The following is an 18,377-nucleotide window of genomic DNA, read 5'->3' on the forward strand; positions in this document are numbered from 1 at the left end:
GGTGGGGGGAAACGATGCCGGTGTCAATGCAGCCGCGCATGCGGTGGGCGCATTGGACGTCGTTCCCAGATCACGACCGGATGAACCGATCCACCCTTGAGTTCCGACAACATTTGCTCGGTTTTCAGCCCCGGAAGGCTTGAGAACACATCGAACAGGGCTTCGGCACCTTCGGCATTCACAGGAATGTGAACCGTCGGCTGGCCCGGCTGATCCAGCACCCAATGCGCCGGGTTCGATGTCGGGTCCAGCGCCAGACGCTCGATCTCACCGGTTGCGATGATGCCGCCATCCAGCGGACCCATGTATGTGATTTGCCCTTCGTCAACGGTGACCACACCCGGCCCGCCTGCGCCCATGCGAAAGCGCGCCCGTTGAATACCGACCACTACCAGAGCTGCCGAGACCGCAACCAGAAGCCAGCCCAACCAGCCTAGCAAACCGCCCGGTCCATTGATCCAGCTGACACCGAGGATCAGGACAAACCCCGCCACCAGAACCTCGCGCCAGCGCCAAAGAGCCATCTTGGCTTCGGGTCGGATGAAACTCATGCCGTGTCCTCGGGGTTTTTGAACAGAATCAGGGAATAATGGCCTGCTGGCCGGAACCCTATTGCAATATAGGCACGCGCGGCTGCATCGCTAGCGGCGAAGAGCACTGCGCGTGTTGCACCTTTGGTTCGGGCCTCACACAGATGCAATGCCAATGCCAGTCGCGCGTATCCTCGTCCGCGCAGTTGGGGCGGCGTGTAGACTCCGCCGACCTGAACAACCTCCGGCAAACGCGCATTGAACCCGGTCATTCCGACAGGCTGACCGTTCATCAACAAAACCCGATGAGAGTTGCGGTGAATGTAGGCTGCAATGTCAATTTTTGCCTGCCCTCTTGCACGTTCATCGCCGAAACCCATTGCTTCGACCAGATAGCTTTGTCGCCAATCCTCGGTGATGGACGTATCAACCTCCCCAAGTGGCACTAACTCAGCCCCGACGGTGTTAGGCACAATCATTTGCTTCAGATCCAGCGAGAAGCCCGGTTCATCGCTATTGAGCGTTGCCGGTCTGTCGTTCCAGCCTGCAAGACGCATAATCCGGCAGGCTTGCGTTGCCTCCCCCGCCAATCCGAACAGCTTGCGCCCACGGATGAAGCGAATCGCCTCGTTCAGTTCTTCATCCGAGCATTCAGGACATTGCGGCAGGACCATCCCTTCATTGGTGACAGCAAAAACCGCACGTAGGTCGTCACCCAAAATCCAAATATCCAAAGCCCGCCGGTTCGAACCGCGCAGACCGTAATCCCGCAAATTGGCCAATGGAAACATCGAGGTCTGGATGTGCCGGGACAGAAATTCGTCAATTCGTGGCACATCCCTTTCCTGTGCCGACCGCCAGGTCACGACCAATCCCCCAACGCCTGCTGCCACATGGTCAACGCAGCAACCGCAGCAGTGTCTGCGCGCAGAATGCGCGGACCCAGACTGACCACATGAGCGAATGGGAGCGATGCTAGTCGTTTACGCTCTTTCTCAGAAAACCCACCCTCGGGGCCAATCAGGATGGCCCAGGGTTGCCCCGTCTTGTTTTCGGCCAAACGCAGGGCAGAACCAACTTCGGCCTCGTCGCAGAACATCAGTTGACGGTCTTGCGACCAGTTGTCGAGCATCCGGTCGAGCCGCTGCAATTCCGTAACGTCGGGCACAAAGGTCCCGCCACATTGCTCAGCGGCTTCAACCGCGTGGGCTTGTAGCCGGTCCTGACGAACACGCTCTGAGTTTGTGAACTCCGTCTGGACCGGTACGATCCTTGCCGCGCCCATCTCGACCGATTTTTCGACGATGAAATCCGTGCGTGCCTTTTTGATCGGCGCAAAAAGCAACCACAGATCAGGCGGCAATTGCAGGGGTTTTGACTGCTCGATACAGGACAGTTCTCCGCCGCGTTTTCCGGCCTGAACGACCTCGGCCAGCCATTCACCATCCTGCCCGTTGAACAAGGCGACATGGGCGCCAACAGCCAGACGCATGACACCGAACAGGTAATGGGCCTGCTCGCGCGTCAAATGAACCGATTGCCCCTGCCCCAGCGGGTGCTCTACATACAGCCTGATCTTCGCACTCATGGGACCTTACATATGCAAGGCAATGCCCCAACACCAGATGGTCAGGTCGCCGATGCCGTCACCGGTAACTGGGTCGACACACATGCCCCGGCCTTTGCCCGACCCTATCTACGCCTGTCGCGCGCCGACCGGCCGATCGGGACATGGCTTTTGCTGATTCCCTGCTGGTGGGGACTTGCACTTGCCATACTCAGCGACGGCAATGCGCGATGGGAGGATTTGTGGATCGCAATCGGCTGCGCCTTAGGAGCGTTTCTGATGCGCGGGGCTGGCTGTACATGGAACGACATTACCGATCGCGATTATGATGGTCAGGTCGAACGCACCCGTTCGCGCCCGATCCCATCCGGACAGGTCAGCGTTCGGCAGGCGGCTTTCTGGATGGTTCTTCAGTGCCTGCTGGCTCTGGCGATTCTGCTGACCTTTAACCAAGCCGCAATCGCCATGGGGGTTTTGTCTCTCCTGCCTGTCACGATTTACCCGTTCGCAAAGCGATTCACTTGGTGGCCGCAGGTCTTTCTGGGTCTGGCCTTTAATTGGGGCGCCTTGCTGGCATGGGCTGCACATACGGGCACGATAGGCTGGCCCGCCATCCTGCTGTACTTGTCCGGCATCGCATGGACCCTCTTCTATGACACCATCTACGCGCATCAGGATGCCGAAGATGACGAGCTTGTGGGCATCAAGTCCACCGCCCGATTGTTCGGAACCGATACCTCCAAATGGCTGAAGTATTTTCTGGTCGCGACCGTGTCTTTGATGGGCCTTGCCATCATCGATGCCGCCGTACCCGGGGCGTCGGTGCTCGCAATCCTTGTTGCCATCGCCGGGCCATGGGCGATGGGCTGGCACATGGCCTGGCAATTGAGGGGTCTGGACATCGAAGACAACGCCAAGCTCTTGCAGTTGTTCCGTTCAAATCGCGATACCGGCCTCATTCCGCTGATCTTCCTTTGCGTCGCCCTGTTGCTCTGATTGCACCTCGGCTCCGGGGTCTGTAAGAGTCCGTGCGACCGGTTGAGGAGTTTCATACCCGCCCATGCGTCTGCCGTACTTTTTCGTCGTCGCCCTGATCTTTCTCGTGTCCGCAGGGCTGTCTCTGCTGGCTGCCAGCTCAGCGGTGACAAAGATCGAAGAAACCTCGGAATTTGCCGTAAGAAAGGCGCTGAACCTCAAGGGCCATGACTGGGCAGAAGTGGAATCCGATGGCCTGCGCGTCGTCCTGACAGGCACTGCGCCGGACGAAGCGACTCGGTTCAACGCGCTGACCGCCGCAGGCACCGAGGTCGATACATCGCGCGTGATTGACGAGATGCAGGTGGCACCGACCGCTGATCTGGCACCGCCCCGGTTCTCGGCCGAAATTCTGCGCAATGACAGTGGCATCTCGGTAATCGGTCTGATCCCGGAAAGCGAAGACCGAGAAGCACTGATGGACAATCTGCAGCGTCTTGACGGTGATGCGGTTGTGTCAGACCTGATGGAAACTGCCGACTACCCCAAACCCCGTGGCTGGGATGATGCGCTGGACTATGCGGTGCAGGCACTTGCCCGATTGCCACGTGCCAAAATCTCTGCCAGCCCCGGACTGGTCAAAATCACGGCGATTGCGGACAGCCAGCAGGAAAAGGAAAAGCTTGAACAGGACCTGACCCGAGCGGCCCCTCCCAGTTTGCGCATCGGTCTTTCGATCTCGGCTCCGCGCCCGGTTATCACACCGTTTACGCTGCGCTACCTGATTGACGAAACCGGCGGCACATTCGACGCCTGTTCCGCTCAGGACGAAGATGCCCGGGATGCCATTGTGGCCGCAGCCGAGAAGGCTGGTATGACCGGACCATATTCCTGCACCATCGGTTTGGGTGTTCCTTCTCCGAACTGGGATGTGGCGGCAGGTCAGAGCATTCAGGCACTGGCCGACATCGGGCAGGGCTCTGTGACCATGTCTGACGCGGACATCACCCTGATTGCAGCACAGGGTACAGATCCCGCGCTGTTTGATCGGGTTGTGGGCGAGCTGGAGAATGCCTTGCCCGAAGTCTTTGCACTGCATGCCGTCCTGCCTGAGCCGGAAACAGTCGAACAGACAGGCCCTGTCGAGTTCTCAACCACGCGCAGCCCTGAGGGGCTGGTACAGATGCGAGGTCGCATCGGTGACGAAACCACACGGGATATGGTCGACAGCTACGCTCGCGCGGCGTTTGGGTCTGAACAGGTTCATACCGCCACCCGCATCGTGTCAGACCTGCCTGCAGATTGGTCGGTCCGGGTATTGGCGGGGCTTGAGGCCTTGGCTCAGTTGCACAATGGGGCTTTGATCGTGACCCCGGATTCCGTTTCCGTTTCTGGCGTCAGCCATGACAAAGACGCCAAAGCCCGCATTGCCGGAATGCTCTCTGACAAGCTGGGTGATGCACAGGACTTCGATCTCGCCATCACCTATCAGGAGCCTCCTGAGCCCGAAGATGCCCTGCCTGACCCCGAACTGTGCGAAACGCAGATCGCCGATGTTCAGGGCAGTAGCAAAATCGCATTCGAACCCGGTTCAGCCACCGTGGCAGCAGATTCGCGCGATACGCTCAACCAAATCGCCGAGATTCTGCGTGAATGCGGACCTATCCGGATGGAAATACAGGGTCACACTGATAGTCAGGGCCGTGAAGAAATGAACCAGCAGCTGAGTCAGGCGCGTGCCCAATCCATCCTGAATGAGCTGCGCGGTCGCCGGGTGCCAACATCCAGCTATTCAGCAGTCGGCTATGGTGAAACACAGCCCATCGCGGACAACGACACCGAAGAGGGGCGCGAAGAAAACCGCCGCATCGAATTCCGCCTGATCCGCCCCGAACCCGTATCCAATACTGAAACAGGATTGGAAGCGATGGAAGTGACGACCGAGCCTGGCGAAGCGGAACAGACTGACGAGCAAACAGAAGACAACGCATCTGACGCGGATGCAGAGGACCAGTAAGTTGAACAGAACCGAATTCATCATCGCCACTGCCATCATCCTGTTTGCAGCCTTTTGCATGGGCTGGTTCGCCAACTGGCTGGCGCACCGACTGTCCCGCGTCCGTCAAAGCGACGTGGCCGATCTGGATCGCATGAGTCAGGAATTGCACGAGGCCGAGGAAACCCGGGATCAGGCGATTACATATCTGCAACAGCGCGAGGCCGAGCTGACCAATCAGCTGACCCAGACCGAAGCTGAACTTGCCGCGGCAATGGATGGCCTGCGCGCAGCCCGGCAAGAGGCCGAAGAGCTTCGCGGTCGGATCAACAACGCAGATTAACTCAGGCCTGACGGCCCCGTCTCTCAGTTTTCAGTCAGAGGCTTCGTACTGACTCGTGGCCTGGATCGGCATCTTTTAGCCGGTTCAAATCGACTCACTTCAGTTTTTCCAACAAATTCAATATCATGAATTGGTACGATTTTGCCTACGCGTACCAGTGTTCACTATCCAGCAAAATTGGAGTGTACCATGAATTTCAAATCAACTTTAAAGACCGCGACTATCGTAACTGCCTATTTCGCAACCACAACATTCGCTTCGAGTGATGTCATCCCATCCGAAAACGATACCTTCACCAATTGGGGTGAGGAATCGGGCTGGACCATTTTTGTGGATGAAACACGCGGGTCATGCCTGATCGAACGGATGGATGAAAATCAAAACGTTGTGCAAATGGGTCTGACAAAGGACCACGAGATGGGATATCTCGGTGTGTTCACAAAGAATGATATTGGCCTTAAAGGTAAGAAAGAAGAGATCATTCTGTCACTAGACGGAAATCTGTATTCAGCCGAGGCGCATAAGAAAACCAAGCATCTGGCCGAAGGATATACCGGCGGTTACATCCTGGCGAACAATCCGCAATTCGTCGACGATGTGATGAAGAAATACGATATGACCGTGTTCCCTGAAAAAGAGTTCGCGTTCACCGTGAATTTGGACGGCACGCTCAAAGCCATCGAAGCTGCCCGTAAATGCAATCAGGAACAGACCAGCTGATTTTCTGAAAACCATACCAGCATCCGTCCAAGGGTGCTGGTGCCACAGGCTTACCAGCGGCTCAGCGCGTCTTCGTCTTCGTCCTTGGCTGCAACCCAATCCGCCCCGGAAGCAGAGATTTCCTTTTTCCAGAACGGCGCGCGGGACTTGAGGTAATCCATCAGATACTCCGCCGCTTCGAACGCATCCTTTCGATGCGGTGCAGCGGTCGCGACCATCATGATACGATCACCCGGTGCCAAACGCCCGTGGCGATGGATGATCAGAACATCCCCCAAAGACCAGCGCGACTTGGCCTCTTCTGCAATTTTGGCAATCGCCCGTTCGGTCATGCCCGGGTAGTGTTCGATTTCCATTACGTCGAGGTCGCCCCGAGCCAGATCACGAACAACACCGGTAAACGTCACGATCGCACCATTCGCAGTGTCGCTGGCGGCAAAGGTATTTGCCTCTGCACCAAGATCGAACTCTTCCTGCTGAACTGCGATGCGCACCGGCTTAGCCTCCGGTCATAGGCGGAAAAAACGCAACTTCCCGCACACCCTGAAGCGGCGCGTTAAAGTCGGACAACTCCTGATCCAGTGCGACGCGCAGTGCAGACAGATCCGCGAACGCAGCCGCATACCGGTCTTCACGCGCACTGAGCTCTGCCACGAGGTCATTGACTGTCGCAGCCTCGGTCTCGACCTTCTCTTTCGGGAGGCCGATCCGTTCACGCACCCAGGCGAAATACAGTACATCCATCCCTTAACTCTCCTTCAGATGAGGCATGGCTTTACGTAGGTAGTCATAGCCTGTGATCAATGTCAGCGTCGCCGCAATCCACAACAGCCACAATCCGATCCGCCCGGCCCAGAACATGCCTTCCAGTTTCCATGCCAGCCCGTTCACATCTTCGGTCTGCCCGCTGAGGATCTGGTCAATCAACTCAGCATCCATACCGAATGTGGACATCACAAAATAATGCTCGAATATTCCCTGCGAAAACAGCACGGCGATCGCCACCATCTGTGCCGTGGTCTTCCACTTTGCCAGCTTGGTAACCTTAAGCGTTCCTGCAACATCACCCAGATATTCACGCAATCCGGACACGAACACTTCGCGAAACAGGATAACCGTGGCGGGCAGCACCAGCCATGGCGTCCAGTGTTCGGTTGAATATCCCACAAGGATCATCAAAGCGATCACAACCATCGCCTTATCGGCAATCGGGTCCATCATCGCCCCGATCTTGGTTTCCTGCTTCCAGGCTCGTGCCAGATAGCCATCGAACCAATCGGTAATAGCGGCTGTCATGAACAGGATCAGAGCAAACCAATCCGCATAGGGACGGGTGAAGTACAGAAACATCACGGCCAGTCCAGGGGCAGCAAGCAACCGCAGGACGGTCAGAATGTTGGGCAAGTTCCATTTCATGAGGCCGACCCTACATTGCTGTTTCAGGACAGAAAAGACAGAGTGATCAAAAACTGCTCGGATCACAGTCGGTTGACCCTGTTCGGGTCAAAGCGTCGCAAGGCTGAACAGTCAACCCGATACTTCTTGGCCTCGGCTACATTTCCGGCCAGATTGCCGACCAGACCGGTCCGAGGCAGGCCGTTACCATCTTCAGGCAGTCGGGACGTCGGACAACATGACAGCACATATTCAAACCGATCCCCGATCGAACCTGATTGGCAGCGCCTGGATGATCGCTGCCATGGCGCTTTTCGCACTTGAGGACGCGCTGATAAAAAGCGCCTCTTCCTCAATCCCAATCTGGCAGGTGCTGGTTCTTTTCGGCGCTGGTGGCGCGTTGATCTTTGCGGCAGTCGCCGTGATACGAGGCACCCGGCTGTTCCAACACGATGTGCTGTCCCGCCCGATGAAGGTGCGGGTGATCTTTGAAATACTCGGGCGGCTTTTCTACGTTCTGGCCATCGCTCTGACGCCTCTGTCTTCGGCCACGGTGATCTTGCAGGCCACTCCTCTGGTCGTTGTCGCCGGGGCTGCGATGTTTTTCGGAGAAACCGTTGGCTGGCGACGGTGGAGCGCAATTCTGATCGGCCTGATCGGCGTGGTGATCATCATCAAACCAACCGGAGACAGTTTCTCGGCCCTGTCGATCCTTGCCGTGTTGGGGATGCTGGGATTTGCCGGGCGCGATCTGGCCAGCCGCGCGGCCCCTGCCACTCTGGGAACCGAGGTTCTGGGGTTTTACGGGTTCCTCTGCATCATCGTCGCCGGATTGGCCTATCGCTTCTGGGAAGGTGCCCCGATAGAGCCGCTGACCACACATGTCAGCCTGCACATGTCGGGCGCGATCCTTATGGGGGTCATGGCTTATGCCTCGCTGATGAAAGCCATGCGCACGGGTGAAGTTTCGTCAGTCACGCCATTCCGCTATTCGCGGTTGTTGTTCGGAATTGGACTTGGCGTGGTGATGTTCGGCGAGCGACTGGACCAGACAATGTGGATCGGCAGCGCACTGATCGTGGCCTCGGGGATGTATATCCTCTGGCGTGGGCGAAAAACTTAACCTTTATCGTGGAAGTAATCATAAACCTTTTGCGCCAAACCCGCTGAGATACCCTCGACCGCTTTCAAATCCGCCAGATTGGCCCGGCTGACCGCTTTGGCACTGCCGAAATGCGCCAGCAAAGCACGTTTACGCGCGGCGCCAACGCCGGGGATTTCATCCAAAGGCGTCGCCCCCACGGCCTTGGCTCGCTTGGCGCGGTGTGTCCCGATTGCAAACCGGTGCGCTTCGTCCCGCAAACGCTGAACGAAGTACAGAACAGGGTCATTTCGCTTCAGGGCAAAGGGGCGTTGACCGATACGGTGGAACTCTTCCTTGCCGTGGTCGCGGTCGACACCTTTAGCGACACCTACCATCGGGATGTCTTCGACGCCGTGGGCCTGCATGATCTCATGCACGGCGCTCACCTGCCCGGCTCCGCCATCGATCAACAGAAGATCGGGCCACATCCCTTTTTCCCGATCCGGGTCTTCTTTCTGAAGACGAGTAAAGCGCCGGGTCAGAACCTCTTTCATCATGCCGAAATCATCGCCGGGGGTCAGGTCATCGCCGCGGATGTTGAACTTGCGATAGGCGTTCTTCATGAACCCTTCCGGCCCCGCAACGATCATCCCGCCCACAGCGTTGGTGCCCTGGATGTGGCTGTTGTCGTAAACCTCGATCCGATCCGGCGGGCTGTCCAGATCAAACGCCTCGGCCACACCACGCAACAACTTGGCCTGCGTGGCGCTTTCAGACATGCGGCGGGCCAGAGATTCCCGCGCATTGCGCAAGGCGCCCGCGACCAGCTCCTGCTTTTCCCCTCGCTGAGGCACAAGGATTTCGACCTTGCGCCCGGCCTTCTCAGACAGCGCCTCCTGCATCAGATCGGCGTTTTCGATGGCGTCCGACAGGATCAATTGCCGGGGCGGTTCCTTGTTGTCGTAGAACTGGCCAAGGAACGCCTCCATCACCTCGGCCGCCGACACGTCCGGCCCGACGCGCGGATAGAAATCCTTGTTGCCCCAGTTCTGGTTCGCGCGAATAAAAAACACCTGCACACAAGCCTGCCCGCTGTCCATATAGAGGCCGATCACATCCGCCTCGGCCACGCCGCGTGGGTTGATGCCCTGAGAGGTTTGCACCTGTGTCAGCGCCCGGATGCGATCGCGCAATCCGGCGGCACGCTCGAACTCCATCGCCTCGGACGCGGCCATCATCTGTTCGGCCAGTTCTTCCTGCACTTTGGTCGAGCGGCCGGACAGGAACCGTTCCGCGTCCTTGACGCTTTCGCGGTAGTCGGCCTCGGAAATCAGATCAACACAAGGTCCCGAACAGCGTTTGATCTGATAGAGCAGGCACGGCCGCGTCCGACTGTCGAACATGGAATCCGAACAATTGCGCAGCAGGAATGCCTTTTGCAGCTGGTTCAAAGTACGGTTTACGGCCCCGGCACTGGCAAACGGTCCGAAATAAGCGCCCTTCTCTTTCTTCGCCCCGCGATGTTTCTTTATTTGCGGAAAGGCATGATCCTTGGCGACCAGAATATTGGGAAAGCTCTTATCGTCCCGCAGCAACACGTTGTACTTGGGCTTGAGCTGCTTGATCAGGTTCTGCTCGAGCAGCAGCGCCTCAGTCTCGGTCCGCGTCGTCAGGAACATCATCGAGGCCGTCGCAGCGATCATCCGTTCGATCCGGCCTGAATGCCCCGGACGCGTATAGTTGGAAACCCGCGCCTTGAGGTTTCGCGCCTTGCCGACATACAGCACACGACTATCCGCGTCGAGCATACGGTAAACACCCGGCGAACTGTCCAGCGTCTTGAGATAACGCTGAATGCAGGCATAGCCGGTGGGTTGGGAGTCCGAGGACGTTTCGCTGTGAGAAGTCATGGCTCTCAGATATGATTCTCTGACTATGGCTGCAATCTTGTGTGTCTCAGATCAAGAGAAAACAAATCCACTACTTCTGTGGATAACTGTGCAGATAACTTTCCAGGCGCAACAAAATCCCCTTGAATCTTTGGCTTTTCCTTGAGTTGCACAAAAAATAGGCATCAAATTAACCTATTGTTTTCAAACAAAAGTTTTTTGAATACGTAGCAAGTGCATGAAAAATAAGACATTTTTGTAACGCGCGGGTAACAGGAATGAGAGCGGTGCAAAACTTGCAGCAGAATTACCTATTCCACACCCAACACATCTGGTGTCTGCCAACCCAAATGCTGACCGCCATCGACGCACAAAAGCTGCCCCGTGACGGCATGTGCATCCAAAAAATAGCCCAGCGCAGCCGTAATATCCGAAGGGTTCGAGCCACGTTCAAGGATTGTATTTTGACGCTGTGCCTTGAAGTGATCTTCGCTCTGCCGATGACCCTGCACCGTAGGGCCGGGGCCAATGGCATTCACACGGATCGCAGGTGTCAGTGCTTGTGCCGCGGTGCGTGTCAGAGCCCACAATCCCATTTTCGCGATCGTGTAGGACATGAACTCTGGGGTTAGCTTGCGCACCCTCATATCGACCATGTTGACGATCAGCCCCGTGGCCTGTGGCTCGCCGTTCTCATCAATCCTTGGCTCCAGCCCCTGTTCTGCCATAGCCTGGGTCAGAACGAACGGCGCCCGCAGATTGCTGTCCAGATGGCGGTCCCAACTTTGACGAGTCGCCGTTTGGATGTTGTCATACTCGAAGATCGACGCATTGTTCACCAGACAAGTAATCGGTCCACCTAACGCCTCCGCCGCACGCGGCAACAGCGCAGCGACCTGAGCTTCGTCCAGCAGATCAGCCTTCAGAGCGACTGACTGACGCCCCATCTCCTGAACCTCTGACACCGTGTCTAATGCTGGTTGCTCCGAGGAGGCATAGTGAACCGCAACATCAAATCCGCGCTGTGCAAGATACAAAGCCATGGCCCGGCCCAGACGAATACCGGCGCCGGTCACGAGTGCTCGGGTCATGGATCACCTCCCAATATCAGGTCACGCCAACAGGCTGATAACGTATACGGCGTAGAGCAGTGTCAGGATCAACCCCCAGACGCGCGTAATGTCCTGTTTGAAAAACACGAACGGAACCAACAGCAGGGATGCGCCCAGCATGACCCACAGATCAAAGTGCAGGAATTCAGGATCAACAGGGATACGACCGAACAGGGTCGCGATGCCCACGATGGCCAGCAGGTTGAACATGTTCGATCCGATGACGTTGCCAAGCGCCACGTCAGCCTGACGCCGCAATGCCGCCATCACCGTTGTCGCCAATTCTGGCAGGGACGTACCGACCGCCACCAGCGTCAGACCGATAACCGTTTCACTGACGCCATAGGTCAGCGCAATCTCCGTTGCGTTTTCGACCAGAAGATGCGCCCCCATCGGGAGCCCGATGAGTCCCAGGATCAGATAGACCGACACTTTCCAATAGGGCATGTCCGGATCGGCCTCTTCCAAGCCTTCCAGTTCTTCATCGTCAGCACAGGCTTCACCGCAAGCCTTGCGATGCGCGTGCGCCTCGCGAAAGGCGTTCATCAGAACCAGCCCAAGACCCGCTAACAAGATTGCACCGCTGGCGAGGTTGAAGACGCCGCAGAACGCCAAGCCAATAAACAGAACCGAAGCCAGCAGCATGAAGACATAGTTCTTGCGGCTGTCGCACTCGCTAGTGTGCAGCGTCGCCAGCAAGGCAGGCAGACCCAGAACCAATAAGATGTTGGCGGTGTTTGATCCGACGACGTTACCCAAGGCGATACCGGGTGCATTCTCCTTTATAGCGCTAATCGCAATCAGCAATTCCGGCGCTGACGTACCAAAGGCCACAATGGTCAGGCTGACGATGAGCGCCGGGACACCCAGACGCAGGCTCAGGTTGACCGCACCGCGCACCAGCGCATCGCCCGCAAGCAGAAGGATCAGCAACCCAAGGCCAGAAAGCAGCCACGCCGTCATGTCCGGCCTCCTTTTTCGCAGGCGCAGGGGCCTTTGCCGATCTTAAACCGTCCACAACGCGGACATTTTGCCGAATTCAGTCGTTTTTGCCCCGGAAAGCGCAGCTTGCCGAACATCGCCAGTACACCCATGGCGATGAGGAACAGAGTGACCGCCTTGATAATCACGTCACAAACCGAAACGCGCGTATGCCGCCCGCTCCTCGATCCCTGCAACGGCATCCTGTGCCAGTTCGGCACCAAAACGTGACCAGATCGGCTTGCGTATTCCGTAGCGGCGGAATTTCACCTTGTCACCGAAGCGCTCCTGCAGTTTCGGCTTTAGATGCGCGACACCCTCGATCAGTCCCAGTTCCTGAGCCCGGCGTGCCAGCCATACCTCACCGTTAAACAGATCGGCACTTTGATCCAGCTTGTCACCGCGCCGCTCTTTCACGTAGGCAATGAAATTCTCGTGTATGTCGCCAAGCAGCACTTTCAGCCGCGCGACATCTTCCTTTTTCTCTGGCGAGAAAGGGTCGAGCATGGATTTGGACTGACCTGCGGTATGCACCCGGCGTTCAAACCCCTGTCGCGCCAAAAAGACATGCGCGCCAAATCCGGATGAAATCACACCAATTGATCCGAGGACCGAACTGTCATCGGCCCAGATTTCATCCGCGGACGCAGCAAGCCAGTACCCGCCAGATGCAGCCACATCTTCGACAAAGGCGATGACGGGTACATCAAACTCTTTCGCCAGCCGCCTGATCCGGGCACCGATCAGCGAGCTTTGAACAGGCGAGCCCCCGGGCGAGTTGATTTCAAGCGCCACGGCAACCGGCTTACCCTTGCGGAAAGCTTTTTCCAGAACGGGGGCCAGCGTCGTGTCATTCAACGACGCACGACCGGCCATCCCGATGGCACCGGACAAACGGACCACGGCCACGAATGGCTGCTTTTTGAGAAACGGCAGGCTGAGTTTCATGGATGCCGATGTAGAGCCCCCTAAACCCGTAAACAAGGGACTGAAGGCGCCATAAACGCGACGTGAACTAAATTCACATAGCCGGTGGGCAAAAATGCAACGCCTCTGGCGCTGGCCTAGCTGCGAATGCGCCAGCCTGTTTTGAAGATCCAACCGATAATGGCCAGGCAAATCCCGGTAAAAGCAAGGATCGCCAGCAGGCTGAGGCCGATCGGCACATCCGCCAGGCCGTAGAAGGACCACCTGAAGCCTGAAATCAGGTACACCACTGGGTTGAACAGAGTAATGGTCTGCCAGATCGGTGGCAGCATCGAGATCGAATAGAACGTTCCGCCCAGAAAGATCAAAGGTGTCACTACCAGCTGAGGCACCAGCGACATCTGTTCAAAATTGCTGGCCCAGATGCCGATGATGAAACCCAACAGGGAAAAGCTGAGACAGGACAGGATCAGGAATGCTGCCATGGCGAACGGGTGTTCTATTCGAATATCCACGAAGAACGTCGCCGTAACCAGAATCACCAATCCGACGAACAGGGATTTCGTGGCCGCCGCACCGACATATCCGATCACGATTTCAATGAAATTGACGGGCGCGGAAAGCAACTCGTAGATCGTTCCCAGGAATTTCGGGAAATAGATGCCGAATGATGCGTTCGAAATCGCAAGCATCACGACCGACAGCATGATCAGGCCGGGAACGATAAAGGCCCCGTAAGAAACCCCCTCAACTTCCTGAATGCGACTGCCAATGGCGGTGCCAAAGACCACAAAATAGAGTGAAGTGGACAGAACGGGCGATATGAAGCTCTGTGCCAGTGTGCGGAAGAACCGGGCCATTTCGAACCGGTAGATGGCGGCGATTGCAGACCAGTTCATGCGGGCTCTCCCGACACCAGATTGACGAAAATTTCCTCAAGGCTTGATTGCCGGGTCTGAACGTCACGCAAAACCAGCCCGGCCTGCGCCACATCGTTCAACAATGTGGTGATGCCCGTACGTTCGGCATTGGTGTCATAGGTATAGACCAGCATATCCCCCTGCCCGTTCAGCGACAGGTTATGGGCAGACAGGCAATCGGGAATCGCCGAGATGGGTTCATTCAACATGACCTCAATCTGCTTTTTGCCCATCTGAGCCATCAGCTTGTCTTTTTCCTGCACCAGCAGCAGCTCACCCTTGTCGATGACACCAACACGGTCGGCAATCGCCTCGGCCTCTTCGATATAGTGCGTGGTCAGAATAATGGTCACACCGCTGGCCTTCAGTTCGGCGACGATATCCCACATGTCCTTGCGCAGTTCGACGTCAACGCCTGCGGTGGGTTCATCCAGAAACAGCACGCGTGGCTCGTGCGACAGTGCTTTGGCGATCAGCACCCGGCGCTTCATCCCGCCCGACAGCTCTTTGATCGCGTTCTTGCGCTTGTCCCACAAAGACAGTTTGCGCAGGATTGCCTCGATCCGCGCGCTGTCATTGCCATATCCGAACAAACCGCGAGAGAACCGAACCGTATTCCAGACCTTTTCAAAAGGCTCCAGTGCGATTTCTTGAGGCACCAGCCCGATCATGCGGCGAGCCGCGCGAAACTCTGTCTGGATATCGTGTCCACCAACAGTAACCGAACCCGAGGTTGGCGTGGTGATGCCGCAGATGGTTGAAATCAGGGTTGTTTTGCCCGCGCCATTCGGCCCGAGCAGAGCCAGGATTTCACCCTCTTCGATATCCAGCGATACGCCTTTCAGCGCTTCGAAACCATCGGCATAGGATTTGCGAAGGTTCTTGATAGACAGAATTGTCGACATGCGTTTCCTCGTTCTGGCGGGGACCCTATCGCGCCGGAACGGGACAGAACAGGCCAAAATCGCACATTGCCCTGCGTGTGTGCGCAGGGGTCAGTCGCGGCCAGTCAAGCGCCCCAACCAGCCTTTCTTGCCTTCTTCATCAGAGGTCTCTTCACCCTCGGCTGGTTCTGCAGGCCCCTCGAAATGCTCCTGCAGCTTGGTGAAAAACTGATCTGCCATCTTCTTGGCAAATCCGTCGATCAGGCGGCTGCCCAACTGTGCCAGCTTGCCGCCAACCTTGGCGTCAACGTCATAGGCCAAAACCGTGCCACCGCTTTCGCTGGGGCTGAGCGTCACATTGGCGCTGCCTTTGGCAAAACCCGCTGCTCCCCCTTTGCCTTCACCGACAATGGTCAGGCGCTCTCCTTCGACCATGTCCGACATGGTCACTGTGCCTTTGAACGTCGCCTTCACCGGCCCAACCTTCTGCACGACCGTGGCCTCATAGCCATCCGCAGGATTGCCTGATATTTCCTGCGTGCCGGCAACACAGGCTTTCAACACTTCGGGATCCAACAGGGCTGCATAGACATCAGCGGGCGGTGCCTGAATTTCTCGGGTGTCGCTCATCTGCATTTGAAGGCCCCTTCTATTAATCCGGTGACAGAACACTCAAGACCTATCGCTGAACCATGTCATCAGGCAACCGAATTGAATTCACCGATAGACTTGAACTCACAATATGGTAGCCCTTCAGCAGGCAAAGGATTTATGCCTGACAAGGATTACCATGACCAACGCTCCTCAGAGTAATGCGACAGCTGGCATCGCCTTCATCGTGGCGGGGATGGTGGCCATTTCGGTCAACGACATGCTGATCAAACAGCTTTCCTCAGGGTATCCCCTGCATCAGATGGTCTTTCTTCGATCCTCCATCGGTATCCTGCTGTCCTTTGCGCTTTTGCAATATGAAGGCGGCGTCAGCCTGTTGAAGACGCGCCATCCCTGGCTGCATATCGTCCGATGTCTGATGGTTGTGGTTTCGAACATGACGTTCTTCGTCGCCCTGGCGGCGGCACCGCTGGCCGAAGTCACGGCATTGTTCTTCGCTGCCCCTTTGTTCATCACAGTCCTGTCGATCCCATTTCTGGGCGAAAAGGTTGGCCCCATGCGGATCACCGCCGTTGTAGCCGGGTTTGCCGGGGTGGTGATCATGCAACGCCCGTGGGAAGGCGGAGAGGCTGAAACCGCAAACAGGATCGTTCTGATGCTACCAGTTCTGTCGGCCCTGACCTATGCCGCCAATCAGATCCTGACGCGTAAACTGGGTGCCACCACCAAAGCTTCGGCGTTGGCCATCTACATTCAGGGCATGTTCATTCTGGTGTCTCTTGCGTTCTTCGTGGTCGCCGGTGATGGCCGCTTTGCCGCCGGGGCCAGCGACCCAAGCCTGAACTTTCTGCTTCGCGCCTGGACATGGCCCGCTGACGGGGACTGGGTTTACATGATTGCCCTTGGCCTGAACTCCGGCGTGGTCGGTTACTGTCTTGCACAAGCCTACCGAATGGCAGACGCGGCCACAGTTGCACCGTTTGAATATACCGGCCTGCCCATGGCCATCTTATGGGGATGGTTGATCTGGGGCGAACTGCCCGACCCCATCGTGTGGCTGGGCATCCTGCTGATCATGGGATCCGGTCTGTTCGTCTTTTTCCGCGAAAAGCAGAAGGCACGTCAGGTCGCACGCGCCGAGGTCAAGGGCCGGTACTGACCGGCTCTCCACCTTCGGCAAGCCTCTGCATCTCAGAAATCCGTTTCTGAACCAGTTCCAGATGCAGGCGGGCATCATACTGTCCCTGCCGATAGGCCGCGGGCAGGCGCAGCCCGGCCAGCCGCTCATCCAGTTCGTTCAGATGGGTTTGCATATCACGCAGCTCTTCCGGGCTTGGATGATTGCCCAGCTCCTCCTCAATCTGTCGGATTTCCGGGTAGTGCTGCCAGACACGCCAGCGCATGATGTAGGCGTATGCCAATGGCAAAAGCCGAAACAGCGGAACGACAATAAAGAAAAATGGCAGAAAGAGCAGAAGCACACGGTTGATTTGTGCAGCGACCCAATAAGGTAGCCAATTGTGCCAGGTTGACGGGCCGTCCAGGATCAGCTGACGGGCCGTATTGTTCACCGTCAGACCCGTACCTTCAATACTCGGAAACTCACCCGAGTTGGTTATGATCCCCTGCTGATGGTAAAGCTCGATCGCCGCCATAGTCAGACGATTGACCAAGGCCGGGTGCAAATCAGGGCGCACAACCAGCCGCGCCTCAAGCGCGATCAGATCAACCGGCCTAGGCGGATGTACGGGCTCAAGCGACATGCCCCCGGTTGGCACTGTTACCACCGTGGCATGTGACAACCGCCGCGAGATTGCTTGGACATGATCCAGTTCCAGCACACGCAGATCCGGCTCGTGATAGGCATCCTGCAAATAGGGTGCCTCAATCGGCGCGACATACACCGCGATATCCAATTCCCCGTTCAATAAGGCACTCACGGCCTCCCCGTAGGGAATGGACAGGTGTGTGTTGTCGGACAACGTCAATCCGACCGCGCGTTCGAACTCGCGGAATGTGGCTGCAGTGCCTGATCCCTCTGCCCCGCTGTTGATCCGCAGACCCCGCCAGAGAGCCGGGTTTCCGGGGATCACAGCGTCATTGCGCACCAGAAAGATAACAGGCTCATAGAACATTGCGCCCAGCGCCTCGGCACTGTTTTTGTTCACCTGAATACCGCCCTGCAGAAAAGCGGCATCAACCTGCCCCTCTTCCAGAAGCTGCGCATTTTCAACCGAACCGGCAGTCTTGATAATCTCGACCTGAATACCGTCCCGCGCCAGAATATCGGCATAATCTTCTGCTTCTTCGACATAGGCCCCGCCAGCCGGGCCAGAAGCCAGTCGCACGGTACCCGGCGGGTGCAGTTGCACCACAATAGCAGTCAGGATCGCCAACACCATGGCGACACAAATCATAATCCAGAGGCGCATCATCCCCTCG

Annotated in this window: 20 protein-coding genes; 6 read left to right on the plus strand and 14 right to left on the minus strand. The window is 57.0% G+C overall.

The window, feature by feature from the left end; genetic code table 11:
- Window positions 1–23: 23 nt before the first annotated feature.
- The 3 genes from ACR0IO_RS10985 to ACR0IO_RS10995 are packed head-to-tail and all read right to left on the minus strand — an operon-like array spanning window position 24 to window position 2,118.
- Window positions 24–551 carry a hypothetical protein gene (locus ACR0IO_RS10985; protein WP_480741587.1) on the minus strand — a complete coding sequence of 176 codons (528 nt, stop codon included), beginning with the start codon at window positions 549–551 and terminating at the stop codon, window positions 24–26.
- On the minus strand, window positions 548–1,396 hold the full coding sequence (locus ACR0IO_RS10990; protein WP_480741589.1) for a GNAT family N-acetyltransferase: 849 nt from the start codon (window positions 1,394–1,396) through the stop codon (window positions 548–550). Before ACR0IO_RS10990 ends, ACR0IO_RS10985 begins: the two co-directional genes overlap by 4 nt.
- Complete coding sequence (locus tag ACR0IO_RS10995; RefSeq protein ID WP_480741591.1) at window positions 1,393–2,118, minus strand: 16S rRNA (uracil(1498)-N(3))-methyltransferase; 726 nt, start codon at window positions 2,116–2,118, stop codon at window positions 1,393–1,395. The genes ACR0IO_RS10990 and ACR0IO_RS10995 overlap by 4 nt, the downstream gene beginning before the upstream one ends.
- Before the next feature lie 12 nt (window positions 2,119–2,130).
- On the opposite strand from ACR0IO_RS10995, the gene ubiA reads away from it, so the two are divergent.
- The 4 genes from ubiA (at window position 2,131) to ACR0IO_RS11015 (ending at window position 6,131) form a co-directional block, all read left to right on the plus strand.
- Complete coding sequence (ubiA, locus tag ACR0IO_RS11000; protein ID WP_480741592.1) at window positions 2,131–3,093, plus strand: 4-hydroxybenzoate octaprenyltransferase; 963 nt, start codon at window positions 2,131–2,133, stop codon at window positions 3,091–3,093.
- A 64-nt stretch (window positions 3,094–3,157) separates the two neighbouring features.
- Entirely contained in the window at window positions 3,158–5,089 is a 1,932-nt protein-coding gene (locus tag ACR0IO_RS11005; RefSeq protein WP_480741594.1) for an OmpA family protein, read from the plus strand.
- A 1-nt stretch (window position 5,090) separates the two neighbouring features.
- Window positions 5,091–5,411, plus strand: coding sequence for a hypothetical protein (locus ACR0IO_RS11010; protein ID WP_050603973.1), 321 nt, complete (start codon window positions 5,091–5,093; stop codon window positions 5,409–5,411).
- A 189-nt stretch (window positions 5,412–5,600) separates the two neighbouring features.
- Entirely contained in the window at window positions 5,601–6,131 is a 531-nt protein-coding gene (locus ACR0IO_RS11015) for a hypothetical protein (RefSeq protein ID WP_480741596.1), read from the plus strand.
- Window positions 6,132–6,181: 50 nt separating this feature from the next.
- Here ACR0IO_RS11015 and ACR0IO_RS11020 read toward each other — a convergent pair whose 3' ends face one another.
- Genes ACR0IO_RS11020 through pgsA form a run of 3 tightly spaced genes read right to left on the minus strand, consistent with a single transcriptional unit; the run spans window position 6,182 to window position 7,547 of the window.
- On the minus strand, window positions 6,182–6,625 hold the full coding sequence (locus tag ACR0IO_RS11020) for a molybdenum cofactor biosynthesis protein MoaE (RefSeq protein ID WP_480741599.1): 444 nt from the start codon (window positions 6,623–6,625) through the stop codon (window positions 6,182–6,184).
- A gap of 4 nt (window positions 6,626–6,629) precedes the next feature.
- The gene (moaD, locus tag ACR0IO_RS11025) at window positions 6,630–6,875 is read right to left on the minus strand and encodes a molybdopterin converting factor subunit 1 (RefSeq protein ID WP_480741601.1); all 246 of its coding nucleotides are present in this window, start codon (window positions 6,873–6,875) and stop codon (window positions 6,630–6,632) included.
- Between the two features lie 3 nt (window positions 6,876–6,878).
- Window positions 6,879–7,547: a CDP-diacylglycerol--glycerol-3-phosphate 3-phosphatidyltransferase gene (pgsA, locus tag ACR0IO_RS11030; protein WP_155142128.1), complete on the minus strand. Its 669-nt coding sequence runs from the start codon at window positions 7,545–7,547 to the stop codon at window positions 6,879–6,881.
- Window positions 7,548–7,764: 217 nt separating this feature from the next.
- Here pgsA and ACR0IO_RS11035 point away from each other — a divergent pair, with 217 nt between their 5' ends.
- Complete coding sequence (locus ACR0IO_RS11035; RefSeq protein WP_480741604.1) at window positions 7,765–8,649, plus strand: DMT family transporter; 885 nt, start codon at window positions 7,765–7,767, stop codon at window positions 8,647–8,649.
- Here the strand turns inward: ACR0IO_RS11035 and uvrC are convergent.
- The 7 genes from uvrC to ACR0IO_RS11070 all read right to left on the minus strand — a co-directional run bounded on the left by uvrC (window position 8,646) and on the right by ACR0IO_RS11070 (window position 15,959).
- A complete protein-coding gene (gene uvrC, locus ACR0IO_RS11040) occupies window positions 8,646–10,520 on the minus strand; it encodes an excinuclease ABC subunit UvrC (RefSeq protein ID WP_480741606.1) in 1,875 nt (624 codons plus the stop codon). The two genes, ACR0IO_RS11035 and uvrC, sit on opposite strands and share 4 nt — an antisense overlap.
- A 290-nt stretch (window positions 10,521–10,810) precedes the next feature.
- A complete protein-coding gene (locus tag ACR0IO_RS11045) occupies window positions 10,811–11,590 on the minus strand; it encodes an SDR family oxidoreductase (RefSeq protein WP_480741607.1) in 780 nt (259 codons plus the stop codon).
- 21 nt (window positions 11,591–11,611) lie between these two features.
- Entirely contained in the window at window positions 11,612–12,574 is a 963-nt protein-coding gene (locus ACR0IO_RS11050) for a calcium/sodium antiporter (protein ID WP_480741608.1), read from the minus strand.
- Window positions 12,575–12,742: 168 nt separating this feature from the next.
- Window positions 12,743–13,540 carry a S49 family peptidase gene (locus ACR0IO_RS11055; protein ID WP_480741611.1) on the minus strand — a complete coding sequence of 266 codons (798 nt, stop codon included), beginning with the start codon at window positions 13,538–13,540 and terminating at the stop codon, window positions 12,743–12,745.
- Between the two features lie 116 nt (window positions 13,541–13,656).
- Window positions 13,657–14,418: an ABC transporter permease gene (locus ACR0IO_RS11060; protein ID WP_155142142.1), complete on the minus strand. Its 762-nt coding sequence runs from the start codon at window positions 14,416–14,418 to the stop codon at window positions 13,657–13,659.
- Entirely contained in the window at window positions 14,415–15,344 is a 930-nt protein-coding gene (locus ACR0IO_RS11065) for an ABC transporter ATP-binding protein (protein ID WP_480741613.1), read from the minus strand. Before ACR0IO_RS11065 ends, ACR0IO_RS11060 begins: the two co-directional genes overlap by 4 nt.
- 90 nt (window positions 15,345–15,434) lie before the next feature.
- Window positions 15,435–15,959 (minus strand): SRPBCC family protein, encoded by a 525-nt coding sequence (locus tag ACR0IO_RS11070; RefSeq protein WP_480741614.1) that lies wholly within the window; start codon window positions 15,957–15,959, stop codon window positions 15,435–15,437.
- Window positions 15,960–16,113: 154 nt separating this feature from the next.
- Between ACR0IO_RS11070 and ACR0IO_RS11075 the strand changes: the two genes are divergently transcribed.
- Window positions 16,114–17,094: a DMT family transporter gene (locus ACR0IO_RS11075; protein WP_155142147.1), complete on the plus strand. Its 981-nt coding sequence runs from the start codon at window positions 16,114–16,116 to the stop codon at window positions 17,092–17,094.
- Here the strand turns inward: ACR0IO_RS11075 and ACR0IO_RS11080 are convergent.
- The gene (locus ACR0IO_RS11080; protein ID WP_480741615.1) at window positions 17,078–18,367 is read right to left on the minus strand and encodes a TAXI family TRAP transporter solute-binding subunit; all 1,290 of its coding nucleotides are present in this window, start codon (window positions 18,365–18,367) and stop codon (window positions 17,078–17,080) included. The two genes, ACR0IO_RS11075 and ACR0IO_RS11080, sit on opposite strands and share 17 nt — an antisense overlap.
- Window positions 18,368–18,377 lie beyond the last annotated feature (10 nt).

The organism is Ruegeria sp. CE12 (genome assembly GCF_056537525.1).

Bases quoted from the DNA above. Each gene is read 5' to 3' on its own strand.
- ACR0IO_RS10985 (WP_480741587.1), bottom strand. From the start codon at position 551: ATGAGTTTCATCCGACCCGAAGCCAAGATGGCTCTTTGGCGCTGGCGC.
- ACR0IO_RS10995 (WP_480741591.1), bottom strand. From the start codon at position 2,118: ATGAGTGCGAAGATCAGGCTGTATGTAGAGCACCCGCTGGGGCAGGGG.
- ubiA (WP_480741592.1), top strand. From the start codon at position 2,131: ATGCAAGGCAATGCCCCAACACCAGATGGTCAGGTCGCCGATGCCGTC.
- ACR0IO_RS11005 (WP_480741594.1), top strand. From the start codon at position 3,158: ATGCGTCTGCCGTACTTTTTCGTCGTCGCCCTGATCTTTCTCGTGTCC.
- ACR0IO_RS11015 (WP_480741596.1), top strand. From the start codon at position 5,601: ATGAATTTCAAATCAACTTTAAAGACCGCGACTATCGTAACTGCCTAT.
- moaD (WP_480741601.1), bottom strand. From the start codon at position 6,875: ATGGATGTACTGTATTTCGCCTGGGTGCGTGAACGGATCGGCCTCCCG.
- pgsA (WP_155142128.1), bottom strand. From the start codon at position 7,547: ATGAAATGGAACTTGCCCAACATTCTGACCGTCCTGCGGTTGCTTGCT.
- ACR0IO_RS11035 (WP_480741604.1), top strand. From the start codon at position 7,765: ATGACAGCACATATTCAAACCGATCCCCGATCGAACCTGATTGGCAGC.
- uvrC (WP_480741606.1), bottom strand. From the start codon at position 10,520: ATGACTTCTCACAGCGAAACGTCCTCGGACTCCCAACCCACCGGCTAT.
- ACR0IO_RS11045 (WP_480741607.1), bottom strand. From the start codon at position 11,590: ATGACCCGAGCACTCGTGACCGGCGCCGGTATTCGTCTGGGCCGGGCC.
- ACR0IO_RS11050 (WP_480741608.1), bottom strand. From the start codon at position 12,574: ATGACGGCGTGGCTGCTTTCTGGCCTTGGGTTGCTGATCCTTCTGCTT.
- ACR0IO_RS11055 (WP_480741611.1), bottom strand. From the start codon at position 13,540: ATGAAACTCAGCCTGCCGTTTCTCAAAAAGCAGCCATTCGTGGCCGTG.
- ACR0IO_RS11060 (WP_155142142.1), bottom strand. From the start codon at position 14,418: ATGAACTGGTCTGCAATCGCCGCCATCTACCGGTTCGAAATGGCCCGG.
- ACR0IO_RS11065 (WP_480741613.1), bottom strand. From the start codon at position 15,344: ATGTCGACAATTCTGTCTATCAAGAACCTTCGCAAATCCTATGCCGAT.
- ACR0IO_RS11070 (WP_480741614.1), bottom strand. From the start codon at position 15,959: ATGCAGATGAGCGACACCCGAGAAATTCAGGCACCGCCCGCTGATGTC.
- ACR0IO_RS11075 (WP_155142147.1), top strand. From the start codon at position 16,114: ATGACCAACGCTCCTCAGAGTAATGCGACAGCTGGCATCGCCTTCATC.
- ACR0IO_RS11080 (WP_480741615.1), bottom strand. From the start codon at position 18,367: ATGCGCCTCTGGATTATGATTTGTGTCGCCATGGTGTTGGCGATCCTG.